General features: G+C 37.8%; 14 protein-coding genes. 11 read left to right on the forward strand and 3 right to left on the reverse strand.

The genetic code is table 11. The annotated features are described in order from the left end of the window. Positions 1-2: 2 nt before the first annotated feature. The 10 genes from EPI11_RS06240 (at position 3) to EPI11_RS06285 (ending at position 13528) form a co-directional block, all read left to right on the forward strand. Positions 3-1505: a RagB/SusD family nutrient uptake outer membrane protein gene (locus EPI11_RS06240; RefSeq protein ID WP_128389084.1), complete on the forward strand. Its 1503-nt coding sequence runs from the start codon at positions 3-5 to the stop codon at positions 1503-1505. Between the two features lie 6 nt (positions 1506-1511). Further along, entirely contained in the window at positions 1512-3059 is a 1548-nt protein-coding gene (locus EPI11_RS06245; RefSeq protein WP_128389085.1) for a hypothetical protein, read from the forward strand. A gap of 4 nt (positions 3060-3063) precedes the next feature. Continuing rightward, complete coding sequence (locus tag EPI11_RS06250) at positions 3064-4710, forward strand: glycoside hydrolase family 16 protein (RefSeq protein ID WP_128389086.1); 1647 nt, start codon at positions 3064-3066, stop codon at positions 4708-4710. A 92-nt stretch (positions 4711-4802) separates the two neighbouring features. Further along, positions 4803-7103, forward strand: a complete 2301-nt coding sequence (gene bglX, locus EPI11_RS06255) for a beta-glucosidase BglX (protein ID WP_128389087.1) — start codon at positions 4803-4805, stop codon at positions 7101-7103. Positions 7104-7112: 9 nt separating this feature from the next. Next, positions 7113-7877, forward strand: a complete 765-nt coding sequence (locus tag EPI11_RS06260; protein ID WP_128389088.1) for a glycoside hydrolase family 16 protein — start codon at positions 7113-7115, stop codon at positions 7875-7877. Between the two features lie 246 nt (positions 7878-8123). Beyond that, complete coding sequence (locus EPI11_RS06265; protein ID WP_128389089.1) at positions 8124-8807, forward strand: DUF6134 family protein; 684 nt, start codon at positions 8124-8126, stop codon at positions 8805-8807. 13 nt (positions 8808-8820) lie between these two features. Next, positions 8821-9849: a sterol desaturase family protein gene (locus tag EPI11_RS06270; RefSeq protein WP_128389090.1), complete on the forward strand. Its 1029-nt coding sequence runs from the start codon at positions 8821-8823 to the stop codon at positions 9847-9849. Positions 9850-10122: 273 nt separating this feature from the next. Next, positions 10123-10698, forward strand: coding sequence for an RNA polymerase sigma-70 factor (locus EPI11_RS06275; RefSeq protein ID WP_164879119.1), 576 nt, complete (start codon positions 10123-10125; stop codon positions 10696-10698). Continuing rightward, a complete protein-coding gene (locus EPI11_RS06280) occupies positions 10698-11678 on the forward strand; it encodes a FecR family protein (RefSeq protein ID WP_128389091.1) in 981 nt (326 codons plus the stop codon). The genes EPI11_RS06275 and EPI11_RS06280 overlap by 1 nt, the downstream gene beginning before the upstream one ends. Positions 11679-11692: 14 nt before the next feature. Beyond that, on the forward strand, positions 11693-13528 hold the full coding sequence (locus EPI11_RS06285; protein WP_128389092.1) for an LA_2272 family surface repeat-containing protein: 1836 nt from the start codon (positions 11693-11695) through the stop codon (positions 13526-13528). A gap of 26 nt (positions 13529-13554) precedes the next feature. Here EPI11_RS06285 and EPI11_RS06290 read toward each other — a convergent pair whose 3' ends face one another. From EPI11_RS06290 to EPI11_RS06300, 3 genes are read right to left on the reverse strand one after another with little or no spacing between them, the layout of a single operon-like run. Continuing rightward, entirely contained in the window at positions 13555-14046 is a 492-nt protein-coding gene (locus EPI11_RS06290; protein ID WP_128389093.1) for a hypothetical protein, read from the reverse strand. Between the two features lie 40 nt (positions 14047-14086). After that, complete coding sequence (locus EPI11_RS06295; RefSeq protein ID WP_128389094.1) at positions 14087-14587, reverse strand: hypothetical protein; 501 nt, start codon at positions 14585-14587, stop codon at positions 14087-14089. Positions 14588-14596: 9 nt separating this feature from the next. After that, positions 14597-15361 (reverse strand): MBL fold metallo-hydrolase, encoded by a 765-nt coding sequence (locus tag EPI11_RS06300; protein WP_128389095.1) that lies wholly within the window; start codon positions 15359-15361, stop codon positions 14597-14599. A gap of 87 nt (positions 15362-15448) precedes the next feature. Here EPI11_RS06300 and EPI11_RS06305 point away from each other — a divergent pair, with 87 nt between their 5' ends. Continuing rightward, positions 15449-16918 carry a TonB-dependent receptor gene (locus EPI11_RS06305; protein ID WP_128389096.1) on the forward strand — a complete coding sequence of 490 codons (1470 nt, stop codon included), beginning with the start codon at positions 15449-15451 and terminating at the stop codon, positions 16916-16918. Positions 16919-16930 lie beyond the last annotated feature (12 nt).

A 16930-nucleotide genomic window follows, 5' to 3' on the forward strand; every position in this document is an offset into this window, starting at 1 on the left:
AAATGAAAAGAAAAATATTAACAGCCATATTGGCTTTTAGCCTTATAACAACAGTATCAATATCCTGCAGTGATGATTTTATTGAAAGAGATGTTCTTTACTCTATAGGATCTGACAACTATTTTAACTCGGAAGAAGAATATTATAAAGGTTTAATTGCTGCTTATGATATTTTACAATCTACTTATGCAAATGCTATTTTAGGAGAAATTGCTTCGGACAATACCGTATGTGGTGGTGGTGATGCAAATGACGTTATAGGATGGCAGCAAGTAGATTTGATGACACATACTCCTGTAAATTCTAATCTTAGAGATATATGGAACTGGATGTTTGCTGGCGTAAACAGAGCGAGCTATATTCTTGAATTTAAAGATAAAACAGAGTTTTCGGGAAAAGCACAAATAATAGCCGAAGCACGTTTTCTTCGCGCTTACTACCAGTTTGAGCTTGTAAAATGGTTTGGAGGCATACCGATGAAGGGTGATGCACGATTTAAATTAGGTGATGAGCTTACTACTCCAAGATCATCTAAAGAAGAAGTATATGCAGCTATAGAAAATGACCTTACGCTTGCTATTGCAGACCTTAACCCTATTGCACCTCAGGTAGGCAGGGTTACTAAAGGAGCTGCACAGGCATTGCTTGGAAAAGTGTACCTGTACCAAAAGAAATTTGATCTTGCCGGACCAATGCTTGAAAATGTAATTACCAGTGGTAATTATGCTTTAGTAAAAGAATCTAACGCTGCTGATAAAGACAAATACAGCAATTTATTTGAAGAAGTAGGTGAAAACGGAAAAGAATCGGTATTCGAAATACAATATACTGATGTTGAAGGAGCAGGATTTGGATGCCTTCAATGTAGTGAAGGTAATGTAGCTGTAGGTTTTAGTGGTCCAAGAAATTATGAAGGTCCATTGTTTACTCCCGGTTTTAGCTTTAATGTTCCTACAGCAGAAGCAGAAGCTATTTATGAAGATGGCGATACCAGAAAAAAGTATACTATTCTTAATATGAAGGATTGGTCAGCAGAATCTGATGCTGTTTACAGTCCTGGGTATAAAGATACCGGACGTTTTAACAGAAAGTATATTCCTAGAAAAAGAAGTAAAGAAGCTGCAGGTGACCTTAACCTTACCAACCCTAATAACTACCGTGCTATTCGTTATGCAGACGTTTTATTAATGGCTGCCGAAGCATTTAGTACTTCTAATCCGGGGAAAGCACAAACCTATCTTAATGAAGTTAGACGAAGAGCTTTTGGAGATAACAACCATGATATTACCTCATCGGGAGACGAACTGGTTCAGGATATCCAAGACGAAAGAAGAAGAGAATTGTTAGGCGAAGGACATCGTTTCTTTGACCTTGTAAGGACAGGTAAAGCTGCCGGAACAATTCCGGGGTACGTAGAAGGTAAAAACAACCTCTTCCCTATTCCTATCGAAGAGATTCGTTTTTCTAACGACAAATGGGAACAAAATCCTTTATACGCAAACTAAGACATTATGAAAAAATTTAAAATACTGATAACTTTTGTTCTGGCGTCAATCATGTTTGGCTGTTCAGACGATGAAAATAGCCTGGATAGCTTGGAAAACGTAGGTGCTCCAACTAATGTATCGGCCTTATTTACTATTACACAGGATAATACAGGACTTGTAACCATTGCCCCTCGTGGCGAAGGTGTTGGTAGTTATGACATCTACTTTGGTGACAGCACTGCAGAGCCATCAAGGGTTTTCCCAGGGAAAACCATTAACCATACCTATGCTGAAGGCGTTTACAGCGTGAGAGTAATTGGTACAACCATTAACGGTAAAACTACTGAGTATATTCATCAGTTAACTGTATCGTTTAGAGAGCCTGAAAACCTTGCTGTAACTATTACACCTGTAACAGGAGATTCTTTCTCTATTGATGTAGCTGCAAAAGCCGAGTTTGAAGCTTTCTTTGAAGTATGGTTTGGCGAAGGAGAGAATGAAACCCCTGTACAGTTTAACGAAGGAGAAACCATTAAGCATACCTATGCTGCGATAGGCACCTATGAAGTAAAAGTAGTAGCCTACAGTGGAGGTGCTGCAACTAAAACCTTTACACAAAATGTAACAATTACCAATCCTTTGCTACTTCCTATTAATTTTGAAAGTGCAACACTTAACTACTCCCTTACTGATTTTGGAAATGCATCTTCGAGTGTTATAGACAATCCTAATGCAAGTGGAATAAACACTAGTACAAGAGTTGGAAAAGCAGTTAAGAACCCAGGTGCAGAAACATGGGCAGGAACTACAATAACACTAGATGAGGTAATTGATTTTAATACTTTTAAATCGATAAGGCTTAAAGTATGGTCACCGGCTGCGGGTGTTAAGGTTAAACTGAAAATAGAGAACCTAACCGATGGCACTATCAACCATGAAATAGACCAGTTTACAACAGTTGCGAACCAATGGGAAGTGCTTAGCTATAACCTGTCTGCTGCCGATTTTAGTAAACAATACTCTAAAGTGATCCTGTTCTTCAATTTTGACGTTGTAGGTGGCGGAGACACTTATTATTTTGATGATATCGAACAATTTAGTTCGGTTAATCCACTTCCTGTAACTTTTGAAGATGATGTTGATTATAACCTTGTAGGTTTTGGTAGTGCAGTAGGTTCTAAAGTTGCTAACCCGGATGCTAGTGGAATTAATACAAGTGCTAATGTTGCAAAAATGCTCAAACCAACAGGATCTGAAACATGGGCGGGAGTTTCTTTACCACTTGTTGCTCCTATTGATTTTTCTGTACAGAAGAAACTAAAAGTTAAAGTATGGTCACCTGCAGCAAACATACCTGTATTGCTTAAACTGGAAAAACATAATGACAACTCTGTTTCAATAGAGAAATCTGTGAATACAACGGTTGCAAACGAATGGGAAGAACTGACATTTGACTATACCGATGTTGTAAATACCACTGTTCCTTACCAAATGGTCGTTATATTCTTTGATTTTGGAACTTCGGGCACCGGAGCAAGCTACTATTATGATGACGTAAAACAATCTAATTAAGACTATGAAAAAGACCTTAAAAAACTTAACAAAGTTCCTTATGCTGCTTGTTTTAGTGAGCAGCTGCCAGGAAGACGATAAAACCTTTGGTGCCATTGTATCCCCTACAAACCTAACGATCTCTTATGAAATTGTAGGTAAAGATGCAGCAAACCCTGACGGAGACGGATCTGGAAAAGTAATACTTAAAGCTACTGCAGATAATGCTACAAGCTACAAGTTTTTATTTAGCGACGAAACATCTGAAAATTCGCCATCAGGAGAATATACCAAACAGTTTACTAAAAATGGTGTAAATACCTATACTGTAACGGCTGTAGCTTATGGCACAGGCGGTACCGCTACCAATACCTCTATAGAAGTAACTGTATACAGTGATTTCTCTGATCCTGAAGCGATTCAGTTTTTAACTGCCGGTTCTACCAAAACATGGTATTGGGCAGCTTCTAAACAAGGCCACCTTGGAGTAGGACCAAATGACAACTCTGATGACAATGCTATTCCTAAATTCTATGGTGCAGCACCATTCGAAAAAGAACTTGGTTCAAGCAGCTGCCTTTATTTAGAGAAATTAGTTTTCTCTTTAGAGGGAGAAACGATCAAATTTAAGTTAGATACTGATGGAAGCGCTTTTTTCAACAAATCTTATAACAGTGTTGGTGGAAGTGGAGATACATCTCAGGATCTTTGTCTTACTTATGATACTTCGGGACTTAAAACAGTAACATTAGGCCCTTCCAACTCTGTAGTACCTACCGGTAAGACAAGAGGGACTTCGATGACTTTTGCTGATAATGGCTTTATGGGCTATTATGTAGGTGCTACAACTTATGAAATACTTAAAATAACTGCAACAGAAATGCAGGTTAGAGCTGTAATGGGTAATGATCCTACCCTAGCCTGGTACCATACTTTTACAACTAAAACCATTGAAGAGCAAAAACAGGCCAGCAATCCTGAGCCATCAAACCTTGTATTTTCTGATGAATTTGATGTTGATGGTGCACCTGATGCATCCAAATGGACAATGGAATTAGGTACAGGACAAAGCGGATGGGGTAATAACGAAGCGCAATCGTATAAGGCCGAAAATGCTGTAGTATCTGGCGGTATGCTTAAAATTACGGCTAAAGCTGAAGCTTTTGACGGGAAACAATACACATCTGCCCGTATGAAAACCGAAGGTAAGTTCGACTTTAAATATGGAAAAATTGAAATTAAGGCCAAACTGCCTAAAGGCAGCGGAACCTGGCCTGCATTATGGATGCTTGGCGCCAACTATGCAACGCAGCAATGGCCTGCCTGTGGTGAGCTGGATATGATGGAGCACATAGGCAATAAGCAGGGCGAAGTACACGCTACCCTGCACTACCCTGGACATTCGGGTGCCGGTGGTGTGGGAGGCTTTACCAATATCCCTGATGTTTCTGAGACTTTCCATATATATAAAACAATATGGGATGCCGAAAAAATAAGGTTCTTTATTGATGGTACTCTATACTACACTTTTGCTAATGATGCATCGAAACCTTTTAATGCTAATTTCTTCCTTATACTAAATGTTGCCATGGGAGGTAATTATGGTGGTGCTATTGCACCGGGATTTGTATCATCAGCCATGGAGGTTGATTATGTAAAGGTTTTCCAATAAACATCTGTTCTCTATAATTCACTTATTTTCAATAGCCAGGAGGTTAGTAACAACTAGCCTCCCTGCCTATTGAGCTTTTTTAAAAAATTATAATGAAATATAATTTACCAAAATATGTTTTAGCTGCCCTGCTGGCTTTAGGGATTAGCTGCAGTACTGCAAAACAAAATATAGCCGCTGTTAAAAATACAGGTAAACTTTCTATAGACCGTAAAGTAGATTCATTACTCAGCCTTATGACCCTCGAAGAAAAAGTGGGCCAGATGAATCAATACAACGGTTTTTGGGATGTAACCGGACCAGTACCTAAAGAGGGACAGGCCGCAAAAAAATATGAACATCTTAAAAAAGGATGGGTAGGCTCCATGCTTAATGTAAAAGGTGTAAAAGATGTAAAAGCACTCCAAAAAATGGCTGTTGAAGAAACCCGTCTGGGTATTCCGCTTATTTTTGGTTTTGATGTTATTCACGGTTATAAGACCATAAGCCCAATACCCCTTGCAGAAGCGGCAAGCTGGGATATGGAGGCCATACAAAGATCGGCAGAGATTGCTGCTGCTGAGGCTGCAGCATCAGGCCTTAACTGGACTTTTGCCCCGATGGTAGATGTATCCAGAGATGCACGCTGGGGACGCGTTATGGAAGGCGCAGGAGAAGATCCTTACCTAAACAGTGTGATTGGTGTTGCCCGTGTAAAAGGCTTTCAGGGTGACCTGGGTGAGCTTAGTCTTGCCGCCTGTGTAAAACACTTTGCAGGTTATGCTTTTGCAGAATCGGGTAAAGATTATAATACTGTAGAAGTGAGCCATAATACATTGCACAATATCATCCTCCCTCCTTTTAAGGCTACTGCCGAGGCTGGTGCTCTAACCTTCATGAATTCATTTAATGATCTTGATGGTATACCGGCAACCGGAAATGCTTACTTACAAAGAGAAATACTTAAAAAAGACTGGGATTTTAAAGGATTCATTGTTTCTGACTGGGGTTCTTTAGGTGAAATGGTAGGCCATGGATATTCTAAAAACCTTAAACAGGCTACGGAGCAGGCTGCTAACGCAGGAAGCGATATGGATATGGAATCATCAGGTTATGTAGAATATCTTGCGGCACTCGTTCGTGAAGGTAAAGTATCTGAAGATAAAATAGACGATTCTGTACGCCGTATTCTGAGAGTAAAATTCCAATTGGGGTTATTTGATAATCCATATAAATATTGTGACGAAGCACGTGAGAAGCAAACAATTGGCAAACAGGAATTCCAGGATGGGGTTCTTGATATGGCAAAAAAATCGATCGTACTTCTTAAAAATGAAAAGAACCTGCTGCCTTTAAAAAAACAAGGACAGAAAATTGCGGTTATTGGAGCATTAGCAGATGATAAAACCAGTCCGCTTGGAAGCTGGAGGATTGCAGCCGATGACAATACGGCAATATCTGTACTGGAAGGAATGCGCAAATATACCGGGAACCAACTGGTTTATGCTAAAGGCGCTGATGTTGCTTTAGGCACTCCAAAATTCATTGTGGAAACAAAGATCAACACGACCGATAAAAGCGGTTTTAATGAAGCGGTAAACGCTGCAAAAGCAGCCGATGTGGTTGTTATGGTTTTAGGCGAACATGGACTTCAAAGCGGCGAAGGCAGAAGCCGTACACAGCTTGGCTTACCGGGCGTACAGCAGGAATTACTGGAAGCGGTTTATAAAGCAAATCCTAACATTGTTTTGGTACTTACCAATGGGCGACCTTTAGTTTTACCATGGGCTGCTGAGAATGTTCCATCAATCGTTGAGGCTTGGCAGTTGGGTACACAAAGCGGTAATGCTATTGCACAGGTATTGTATGGTGATTATAACCCAAGTGGTAAACTGCCTATGACCTTCCCTAGAAATGTAGGGCAGGTGCCTATTTATTACAACCATAAATCTACCGGAAGACCTGGAGGCGATACTCCTACTGAAAGTGTTTTCTGGGCACATTATATCGATTCAGAAAATAGTCCGCAATATCCTTTTGGTCATGGTTTGAGCTATTCTAAATTTGAATATTCGAACTTAAAACTAAGTTCCAATGCTTTTGCATCCAACGGAAAGATAACTGTGAGTGTTGACGTAAAAAATAACAGTACTGTAGATGGTAAAGAGGTGGTTCAGCTTTATATACGCGACCTATTCGGATCTGTAACACGACCTGTAAAGGAATTGAAAGGTTTTGAGCTTACCGAAATAAAAGCAGGACAGGTAAAAACAGTAACGTTTACTATAGACGAAAAAACAATAGAATTTTATACCGTTAATGATAAATGGGAAGCAGAACCGGGTGATTTTAAAGTGTTTGTAGGCGGAAGCTCTGATACAGAGCTTGAAAGATCATTTAGCTACTCTAAATAATATAAAACTATGAAACGATTATCCATACTATTTTTACTTGCAGGTGCTGTAGGTACAGCACAGGTAAAAAAAGGCAAACTGATCTGGGAAGAGAATTTTGACGGCAAAGCCCTTAATGAGTCGGTTTGGAATTATGAGCTTGGTGACGGATGCCCTAACGTTTGCGGATGGGGTAACAATGAGCGCCAGGAATATACCAAAACCAATCACCGCCTTGAAAACGGGCATTTAATAATTACTGCCAAAAAAGATGGTGATACCTATACTTCTACCCGTGTTACTACAGCAGGTAAAAAAGAATTTAAATATGGATATATAGAAGCCAGGGCAAAACTACCTACCGGGCAGGGCATTTGGCCTGCTTTCTGGATGCTGGGTTCTAATATAAAAGAAGTCGGCTGGCCAATGTCCGGCGAGATCGATATTTTAGAATATGTGGGTAAAGAACCGCATACAGTATTTACATCACTACATACACAGGACAGTCATGGCGAAACCATAAATTCTAAGAAAACAAAATTCCCTAAAATAGAAGAAGGTTTTCATACCTATGGGATTAATTGGACTGCCAGCCAAATTGAGTTTTTTGTAGACGGTAAATCGGTTTACACGTTTGCTCCCGAAAACAAGACTGTAGAAGTATGGCCTTTTAACCAGCCCTTTTACTTTATTGTAAATGTTGCTGTGGGCGGAAACTTTGGCGGTCCTAAAGTAAATGACACCATATTCCCTCAGGAATTTATAGTAGATTACATCAAGGTGTATTCTAACTAATATTGTTTTTCATTTGTTGAGTTTGTTAGTTAGGGGATCATGCAAGGATCCCCTTTTTAATGGAATAAACTAAACATAACCTTACTTTATATATTATTTTTTCACTCAAAGAGCCCTGATTTTACAGGGCTCTTTGTTTTTTATACAAACAGGCATAGGGGTAAAGTTGAAATGAGGTGTATTACTACTATAACACAGATCAATCAATCAATCAATCAATCAATCAATCAATCAATCAATCAAATCATGGCACACAGTAGTAACATTTTTTTATTCCGGGTATTCAGAGAATATACCGAAATAACAATTGGAAGCTGTAATGATCACTTCCGCAATCAGTTAATTACGAAAAAAGGAAAACTCCTTCTTATCCCGTTATTCTTCTTTATGTCCCTGCAGGCTCAGGAAAAGAATACAAACTATACCATTTCCCGAAATGGAAATGTTATTGGAGAAATGCAATTGTACCAAAAAGTAGAAAATGACAAAATGTTCCTTAAAATATCATCTCAGGTAAATACCAAAATGGTGTTTGATGTTGATGTAAAGACCGAAGAGAGCTCTTATTATAAAAACGGTAAACTTATCTCTTCTTATGTAAAACGTCATGTAAACGGGCGGGAAAAGGTTAGTAAATCGACATTCTTTACAGACCCTCATTATAAAATAATCGCCGAGAAAAAAGAGGGCTTTTTTAAAGAGCCTATTTATTACAACCTAATGATGTTGTACAGCAAAGAACCTACTAACCAGCAGCGGGTATATTCGGACAGCTTTCAAAAATTCCTTGCAATAGAAAAATTGGCCAGCCATAGTTACCGGATTAAACTTCCTGACGGAAATTATAACGATTATCACTTTCAGAACGGCATTTGCCAGAAAGTAGAAATACATAGTAGTCTTTATACCATCCAGATCCAAATCGCATAAAACTCATCAATCTATGCAAGCAACTATTATTAGCTGGACTACCCAATTGCAATTTTTGGGGTCGGCTTCCATATCTATAGACAGCATAAATGAGATGGAGCAGAATGCGCCTAATCTTATTTTATATGCATTACCTTTTGTAGCCTTTTTTACGCTGTTGGAGTATGTGATGTTTTATTTTTTTGAACACAAAAGTCATGATCGAAAAGAAACTATTGGCTCTGTGTTTATTGGAGTAGGAAACTTAACTATAAATACACTGTTGAAGACAGGTATGTTTTATAGCATTGTATTAATTTATAACCTTGTGCCCTACCGTATGGAATTTAGCTGGTGGTCGCTTATTCCCTGTTTTATACTGTATGATTTTTGTGCCTATTGGAGCCATCGGATATCACATTACTGCCGATTCTTTTGGGCAACCCATGTGGTACACCATTCGGCTGAACACTATAACCTGACAGTTAGTTTTAGACAGAGCTGGTTTCAGTACACAAAAGTGATTTTTTTTATTCCGTTAATCTTTATTGGGTTCCACCCTGTAGTGTTTCTTATTGCAAGCCAGCTAAGTGTATTATATCAGTTCTGGGTACATACAGAGAGTATAGATAAACTACATCCTTTTTTTGAAAAATATTTTGGTACGCCATCCAATCACAGGGTACATCATGGGAGCCAGGAAAAATACATTGATAAGAATTTTGGAGCAACCTTTATGATCTGGGATCACTTGTTCAATTCATTTCAATATGAAGAAGAAAAGCCTGTGTATGGCATTACAAATCCGTTAAAAAGTAAAAGTGATCCCGTTTACCTCAATATACATGAATTTCAAGACATTATAGCCGATGTAAAAGAAGCAAAAGGACTACGCAAAAAATTATATTTCGTTTTTGCAAGTCCGGGTATTATTGCAAAAATGAAGATCAAACAACCAAAGTATAACATAATAAGAACGTCATGCAAACAACCAGAGAGCAGCGCCAGTTTCAAAAACAGATCTTTGAATACTTTATCCAAAAAAACAATTCTGTCCAAATAACAGGTAATCAAACTATCGTCGTATCAGGAAGAGATCAGGGACTGGCTTTTACTTTTTTTGACAACAGCTGTACAATTAGTTTTAATGAATTTAGTCTGGACACCGACATAACTGCCGATTTTTGTATTGATACATTTGTATCGATACTGGCAAACCACAATTTTATATATTATGATTAACAAAAATTAGAAACTAACCCAATTTACCATGAACAGGTAAATCATAAAACACAAAAAAGTGCATATCTTTGATTTTGAATGTCAAATAGTATAAGTGGAATATCAAAATAACGACTCTCTTACTTTAATCCGGCAGGGTAACGAGGCTGCATTTGAAAGGGTTTTTAAACTTTACTTTAAGAACCTGCACGCCTATGCCTATACCTTTATAAAGGAAGATATCATAGCAGAAGAAATTGTTCAAAATGTGTTTTTTAGGATTTGGGAGAAAAGAGATCAGCTGCAAATTGACGACTCGCTCAAGGCTTATCTCTATCGATCTGTCCATAATGAAAGTCTTAATCACATTAAACACCAAAAAGTGAAATCTTCATTTCAGGAACACTATTCAAATCATGCTGAAGCGTCTAATGATGCTTCCGCTACTATGATTGCATCCGAACTGGAAATACAAATTCAAAAAGCAATTAATGAATTGCCGCAGCAATGCCGGATCATATTCCAACTGAGCCGTTTTGAACAGCTAAAATACCAGCAAATTGCAGATCAATTGAATATTTCGGTAAAGACCGTTGAGAACCAAATGGGAAAAGCACTTAAAGTAATGCGATTGAAACTTGTTGAATTTTTACCTTTCCTCCTATTTATCCCCTATTTAATTCAGAAATAATGAACCAAAATTACCCACATATAAATGATGACCTGCTAGTGAAATATCTGGTAGGAGAAACCGATGCAAATGAAAATGATGTTGTGAAAAACTGGCTGGATACTGATAATGCTAACCGGAAATATTACAATGATTTTAAAAAAATATGGGATAAAAGCCTTGATATTGCAGCAAACTCAACTGTAGACGAAAATGCGGCATGGCTGCGTATGCAAAACCGCATGCATACTGAAGCCAAACCTGTACCTGTGATACAATTGAAAAAAGCCTCTTTTGGATGGATGCGCATTGCTGCTTCTTTTTTAATTATTAGTGCTATTGGTTATCTTGTCTATACTTTTCTTGGAAATAGTGTAACAGAAAGGGAGGTATTTGCGACAAATACTATTTTAACCGAAACTTTACCTGATGGTACTGTTGTTACTCTAAATAAAAATTCGTCAATATCTTTTGCAAGTAAGTTTGAAGGAACCACACGGCCAGTTACTATGAAAGGAGAAGCATTTTTTGATGTTGCACCAGATAAACAGAAACCTTTTATTATTCAAATCAATAATGTAACGGTTAAAGTAGTGGGAACCTCTTTTAATGTGAAAAATAAAAATGGGAAAACGACAGTAGAAGTTGAAACAGGAATTGTTAAGGTAAGCAGACAGTCTGACTCGGTAGAGCTTACAAAAGGGGAAAAAGTAATTATAGAAGATGAGCATCCGGAACTGATAAAAGGTATAAGTAAAGGGAGGCTGTACAATTATTACAGAAATAATGAGTTAGTTTGTAATGGAACTCCTTTACAGGAACTTGTAGATGCCCTTAATGAAATTTACAATGTAAACATTGTTATTAAAGGAACCGATTTACAGGAAAAACCAATAACAACGACTTTTAAAAATCAATCTCTTAATGAGATACTTAGTGTGATTAGTGATGTTTTTAGAATTAAAGTAGAACGGAAAAACAATCAGATTATATTAGAATAATACGTTAACATAACTTGCGGTCAATTTTTATTTTTTTTACTGTTATCCTTTTTTTCAGCACGACTTTTCATGCGGAGGCGCAGTCTATTTTATCAAAAGAGATCTCAATTGCTGCAAACAGACAGCCATTAGGTAAAGTATTTGACCTGATGGAGCAAAAGGAAAATTTTAAATTTGCTTACTACAGTAAACTTGTTCCGCGCGACAGCATCATTTCTATTTCTGCGGAAAGCGCTACTATCGAAAATGTTTTAGACCAGGTCTTAGATAAGCGTTACGAATATAAAGAAACGGCAGGCTTTGTTGTTTTACGTTATGCCCCTCTGGAACTTATTCTTATACTGGAAAAGAATATAAATATTGGTGAAAGCTGCCTTATTACAGGCTATGTTATTGATGCCAACACTAGCTTAAGGATTCCCAATGCCAGTGTATACGAAAAAAACGTACTACAATCTACACTTACCAACAAAAACGGAAATTTTGTAATGCGTATAAAACATACGCCTCAACCTATAGAACTTACCGCTACAAAAGAAAATTACAAAAGTGTTACCAGTATGTTCCTTCCTGAGGTTGTTGTAGACGAAGGAAAGAAAAGCAACCTGCTTGATTATGTTGTGGGTGATTTTTCTAATATCGAAAAATCAGGTTTAGGCCGTTTGTTTATCTCATCAAGGCAAAAACTTCAATCACTTAACCTTGGTGGTGTTATTGCAAAAGCTCCAATCCAGTTTTCATTAATACCCAGTATTAGTACTCACGGTATGATGAACGCACAGATCGTTAATAATTTTTCCCTCAACATCATTGGCGGTTATAGTGCCGGTGTAAGAGGATTTGAAATTGCAGGATTGTATAATATCAATAAAATGAACGTAGAGGCACTACAGCTTGCCGGACTGTTTAATACCGCAGGTGGTAATGTTACCGGAGTGCAGCTGGGTGGTATATACAATAATTCCATGGGTAACCTCATAGGGATACAGCTAAGTGGCGGACATAACAGCCTACGGGGAACTATGAATGGTATACAATTAACATCGGGTTACAACAAAGTAGAGAAAGATGCTCATGGCGTACAGATGTCTGACGCTTACAACAGCGTTAAAGGTACAATGACAGGTATACAGATTAATGCAGGTTATAATAACATAGGACAAAATCTCTATGGCGTACAGATGTCTGCCGGTTATAATGTAATTAAAGATTCTTTAAACGGACTTCAGTTTACTGCGGGCTACAACAGCGTGCGTAAAAATGCCAGAGGTTTACAGGTAGGTGCTGTTAATTATGCCCGAAAAATAGATGGCGTCCAGTTTGGTATCGTAAATGTATCAGATACTATAGCCGGATACAGTATAGGATTGCTGAACTTTAAAAAAGGTGGTTACAAAAAACTTAGTACTTCTACCAATGAACTTACGAACGTAAACATTGCTATAAAAACGGGAGATAATAAACTGTATACAATACTAAGTGCAGGAGCAACTGCACACAATAATGAAGAACAGCTTTTTTCTATGGGGGTTGGAGTAGGAAAGAATATACCGCTTGGCGGCAGGATAAGTATTAACCCGGAATTTACAGTACACTATCTTTATCTTGATAAATGGCAGGACACTAATCTCTTACTAAAATTTGACGCACCTATTACCTATCGCATTTTTAAACGCCTGGCAATATTTACAGGGCCTTCATTCAATATGTATTCTTCTGAGCAAAAAGACATATCGTTACCCAATGCTGCTTATAAATTTATTGAGAACAGAACAGAACGTTTTCATTTGTATAAAAACAAGAACAGGATTGGATGGATTGGGTGGAGTTTTGGTATTACTCTTTTATAAGACTAAATTATTCTAAAAAAAATTTCCTAGCTTTCTTCTTTGTCGTCTCCGGTTATCTGGTCTTCTTTTATGGTTGCACCGGCAAAAAGAAGTTCACCATTTTTTTTGAGGCTGTAGCCGCTTTTAAGCTGTAGTGACCACTCCTTATTTTTAAAAGCTCCGTTTTTAGTATCTCTTGTAAGTATGATCGATTTAGAGCCATCCGGCAAAAACAATTCAGCTCTGTCGCCATCTTCTTTTTCAAAAACTACAAAAGCGCTTTTTGAAGTACTCTCCCCTGCTAATTCATCGATAGAATTAAGACGGTAACCTTCTTCAAAAACCCTGATGCATTCTTTAAAAAGATCTGACCATCTATAACCTGCAGAGGCAACACAGCCCTGGGCATCTTTATCGTTACCCAAAACTACTTTCTCGTTTGGGTTTACCTCTACTTCAGTATTCTTACGATCTTTTAATATAAAATCGCAGGAAAACATAAATATACTTAAAGCCGAAAGCAAAACCAGTTTTTTCATAACAGGGATTAATTAAAGGGAAACTAAAGTACAAAAAATATTAATACGGCTCGAAAGGATATAAAACTGAATCTACAGCTTTAAAAGTTATTGTCCCGTCTTCTTCGATAAAATATTTAAGAAGCGTTTCGCCCCACCTTAAACCATTAGAAAAATCAAGAATGATCCATCTGTGGTTTAATATCTTTATTTTACTAACTGTAAATACTTTACCATCCATTGCCGGGTATTCAATTAAAGGATTTCCGCCAGGATTTATATTTTTAGCATAAATAGCATCTCTTATTTTAATAGCTATGGCAGGAACATCCTTACCTGCAAAATAATCAATTGCATTTCTATTATTCTCTAATGAGAAATAATTTTCATCCGCATTTTTTGCCTTAATTATCGTGATGCTGTCTTTTATCACTTTAACTTTTGCATGCGCCTCTTCTACCTTCTTGTCTTCAAATTTTTGCTTGTTTGTAAAGAACATGTAGGTGAACACATTTATTAGCAATGCGAAAATAAAAAGATATAAGTATAGGTTCTTTTTCATGATATGGTCTTAAACTGTTATTTGTAAATTATCGTAGGCCAAAAATACATTTTTTGGGAGTTTTTCCTGCACTTCTGCATGAAAACCCATAAGATGGCTAATATGAGTAAGATAAGCGCGTTCCGGCTGTACTTTTGCTATAAAATCGAGGGCCTCCTGAAGGTTAAAATGTGTTTCATGCGGTTGTTCACGAAGGGCACTTATTACTAATACCTTGACTCTTTTTAATTTCTCCGCCTCAGCATCAGGAACAAATTTAACATCGGTCATGTAGGCAAAGTCATCAATCCTGTAGCCGAAAATTTCGAGATTGCCATGCATAACAAGTATAGGAACAACTATTTTACCTGCAAGGGTAAAATAGTTGCTGCGATCTACTTCATGGATAGTTACTGAAGGTGCTCCGGGATACCTGTCTTCTTCTTCAAAGATATAATCAAAACGCTTTTTAAGGCTTTCTATTACACGTTTATGAGCATAAATAGGCATGTCGCCCTGCCTGAACACAAACGGCCTTATGTCGTCAATTCCTGCAGTATGATCTGAATGTTCGTGTGTAAAAAGGATTCCGTCAAGTTTTTGGCATTGGCAGGTAAGCATTTGCTGCCTGAAATCAGGACCGCAATCTATAATATACGAAGCATCGTCCCACTGTATCCATACGGATACACGCAGGCGTTTGTCACGCTGGTCATTACTAAGGCAAACAGGATGAGTACTGCCTATTACCGGTATGCCTTGTGATGTTCCCGTACCTAAAAACCAAACTTTCAAAACAGGGTTGTTTTTTTACAAAAATAGCATTATTTGTTTTATAAAACGTGCTGTTTTGCTAACTTTGCAATATATCATTTTCCTTCTATGAAATTAACCGATGCAGACATAACCCTAAAGGGTGACAGGGTAATCGAACATGTACCTTCTATTAAAGACAAAGCACTACGTATTAACCTTAATAAAAACATCTATGGTACCTTCTCTGAGATTGGTGCCGGACAGGAAACTGTGCGTCATTTTTTCAGGAGCGGCGGGTCATCGGGGACAATAGCGAAAGCGATGTCTGCTTACGACAAAGACTTTAGCGACTCGATTTATGGTGTAGAGGAAGACGGAAGGTATGTTACCGAAAGCCGTCTTAAAAAAATGCTTACGCACGAAGTTGAGATCATCGAAGAAAGACTGAACAGGGAAAAGCACCCCAACAAAATGTTCTTTAGTTATGCTAATACTGTGGCTACCATAGATTTTGCAAAACAATTTAAAGGCCATGGATGGGTAGGCATTAAGTATCAGGTTGAGCCTGATGAAGATTATAATGAAATTATCCTGCACATTCGCTTTAAAGAAAATGATGCACGTTTACAACAGGAAACCCTTGGTATATTAGGTGTTAACCTTATTTATGGTGCTTTTTACAAATACAACGATTCTAAAAAATTATTGCGTTACCTGTATGACCACTTAGATAAAGACCAGCTTGAAATTGACACCATCAACTTCTCAGGCCCGCGTTTTGCTGATGTAGACAACCGATTAATGAGCCTTCAGCTGGTTAAAAACGGTATGACCGATGCGGTTATGTTTAACCCTGATGGCCATAATGTATTACCCGCAGCAGTTCTGTATAAAAAGAATATACTTGCCCTTAGAGGAAGTTTCCGTCCTGTTACTAAGGTAAACATGGACATGTATGAGAAATCATATAAAATGTTCCTTGAAGAAAATAAGGTAGATAAAGATAAAGCACTGGTGATTTTTGAAATTACACTATCCAATCTGCGTTCTGAAGGTGAGATCGACGAGCGTGACTTTATGGACAGGGCTGAGTTGCTTTGCTCTCTTGGACAAACCGTAATGATCTCTAACTTCCAGGAATATTATAAAGTTGTAGAATATTTTTCCAGTTATACCAAAGCCCGTATGGGACTTGCAATGGGTGTGAGCAACCTTGTTGATATTTTTGACGAGAAATACTACCGCCACCTGAGTGGAGGAATACTGGAAGCCTTTGGTAAATTATTCTACCGTGACCTTAAGGTATTCTTATACCCAATGAAAGATGAAGACGGACAGGTAATTGATTCTGAAAATCTAAAAGTACATCCTAGAATGAAAGAGCTGTACAAGTTCTTTAAATTCAATGGAAAAGTGATCGATATTACTGAAGTTGAACAGGACCATCTTGACATTTTCTCGCGTGAAGTCCTTAAAATGATCAGCAAAGGAAAATCAGGATGGGAAGAAATGCTTCCTCCGGGTATTGCTGATATCATTAAACAGAACCATCTGTTTGGATACGATCCTAAAAAATCATTAGCGGAGCAGCCTTAGGCTTACTCCGCT

The organism is Flavobacterium cerinum (assembly GCF_004028155.1).
GTDB classification, from domain to species: Bacteria; Bacteroidota; Bacteroidia; order Flavobacteriales; family Flavobacteriaceae; genus Flavobacterium; species Flavobacterium cerinum.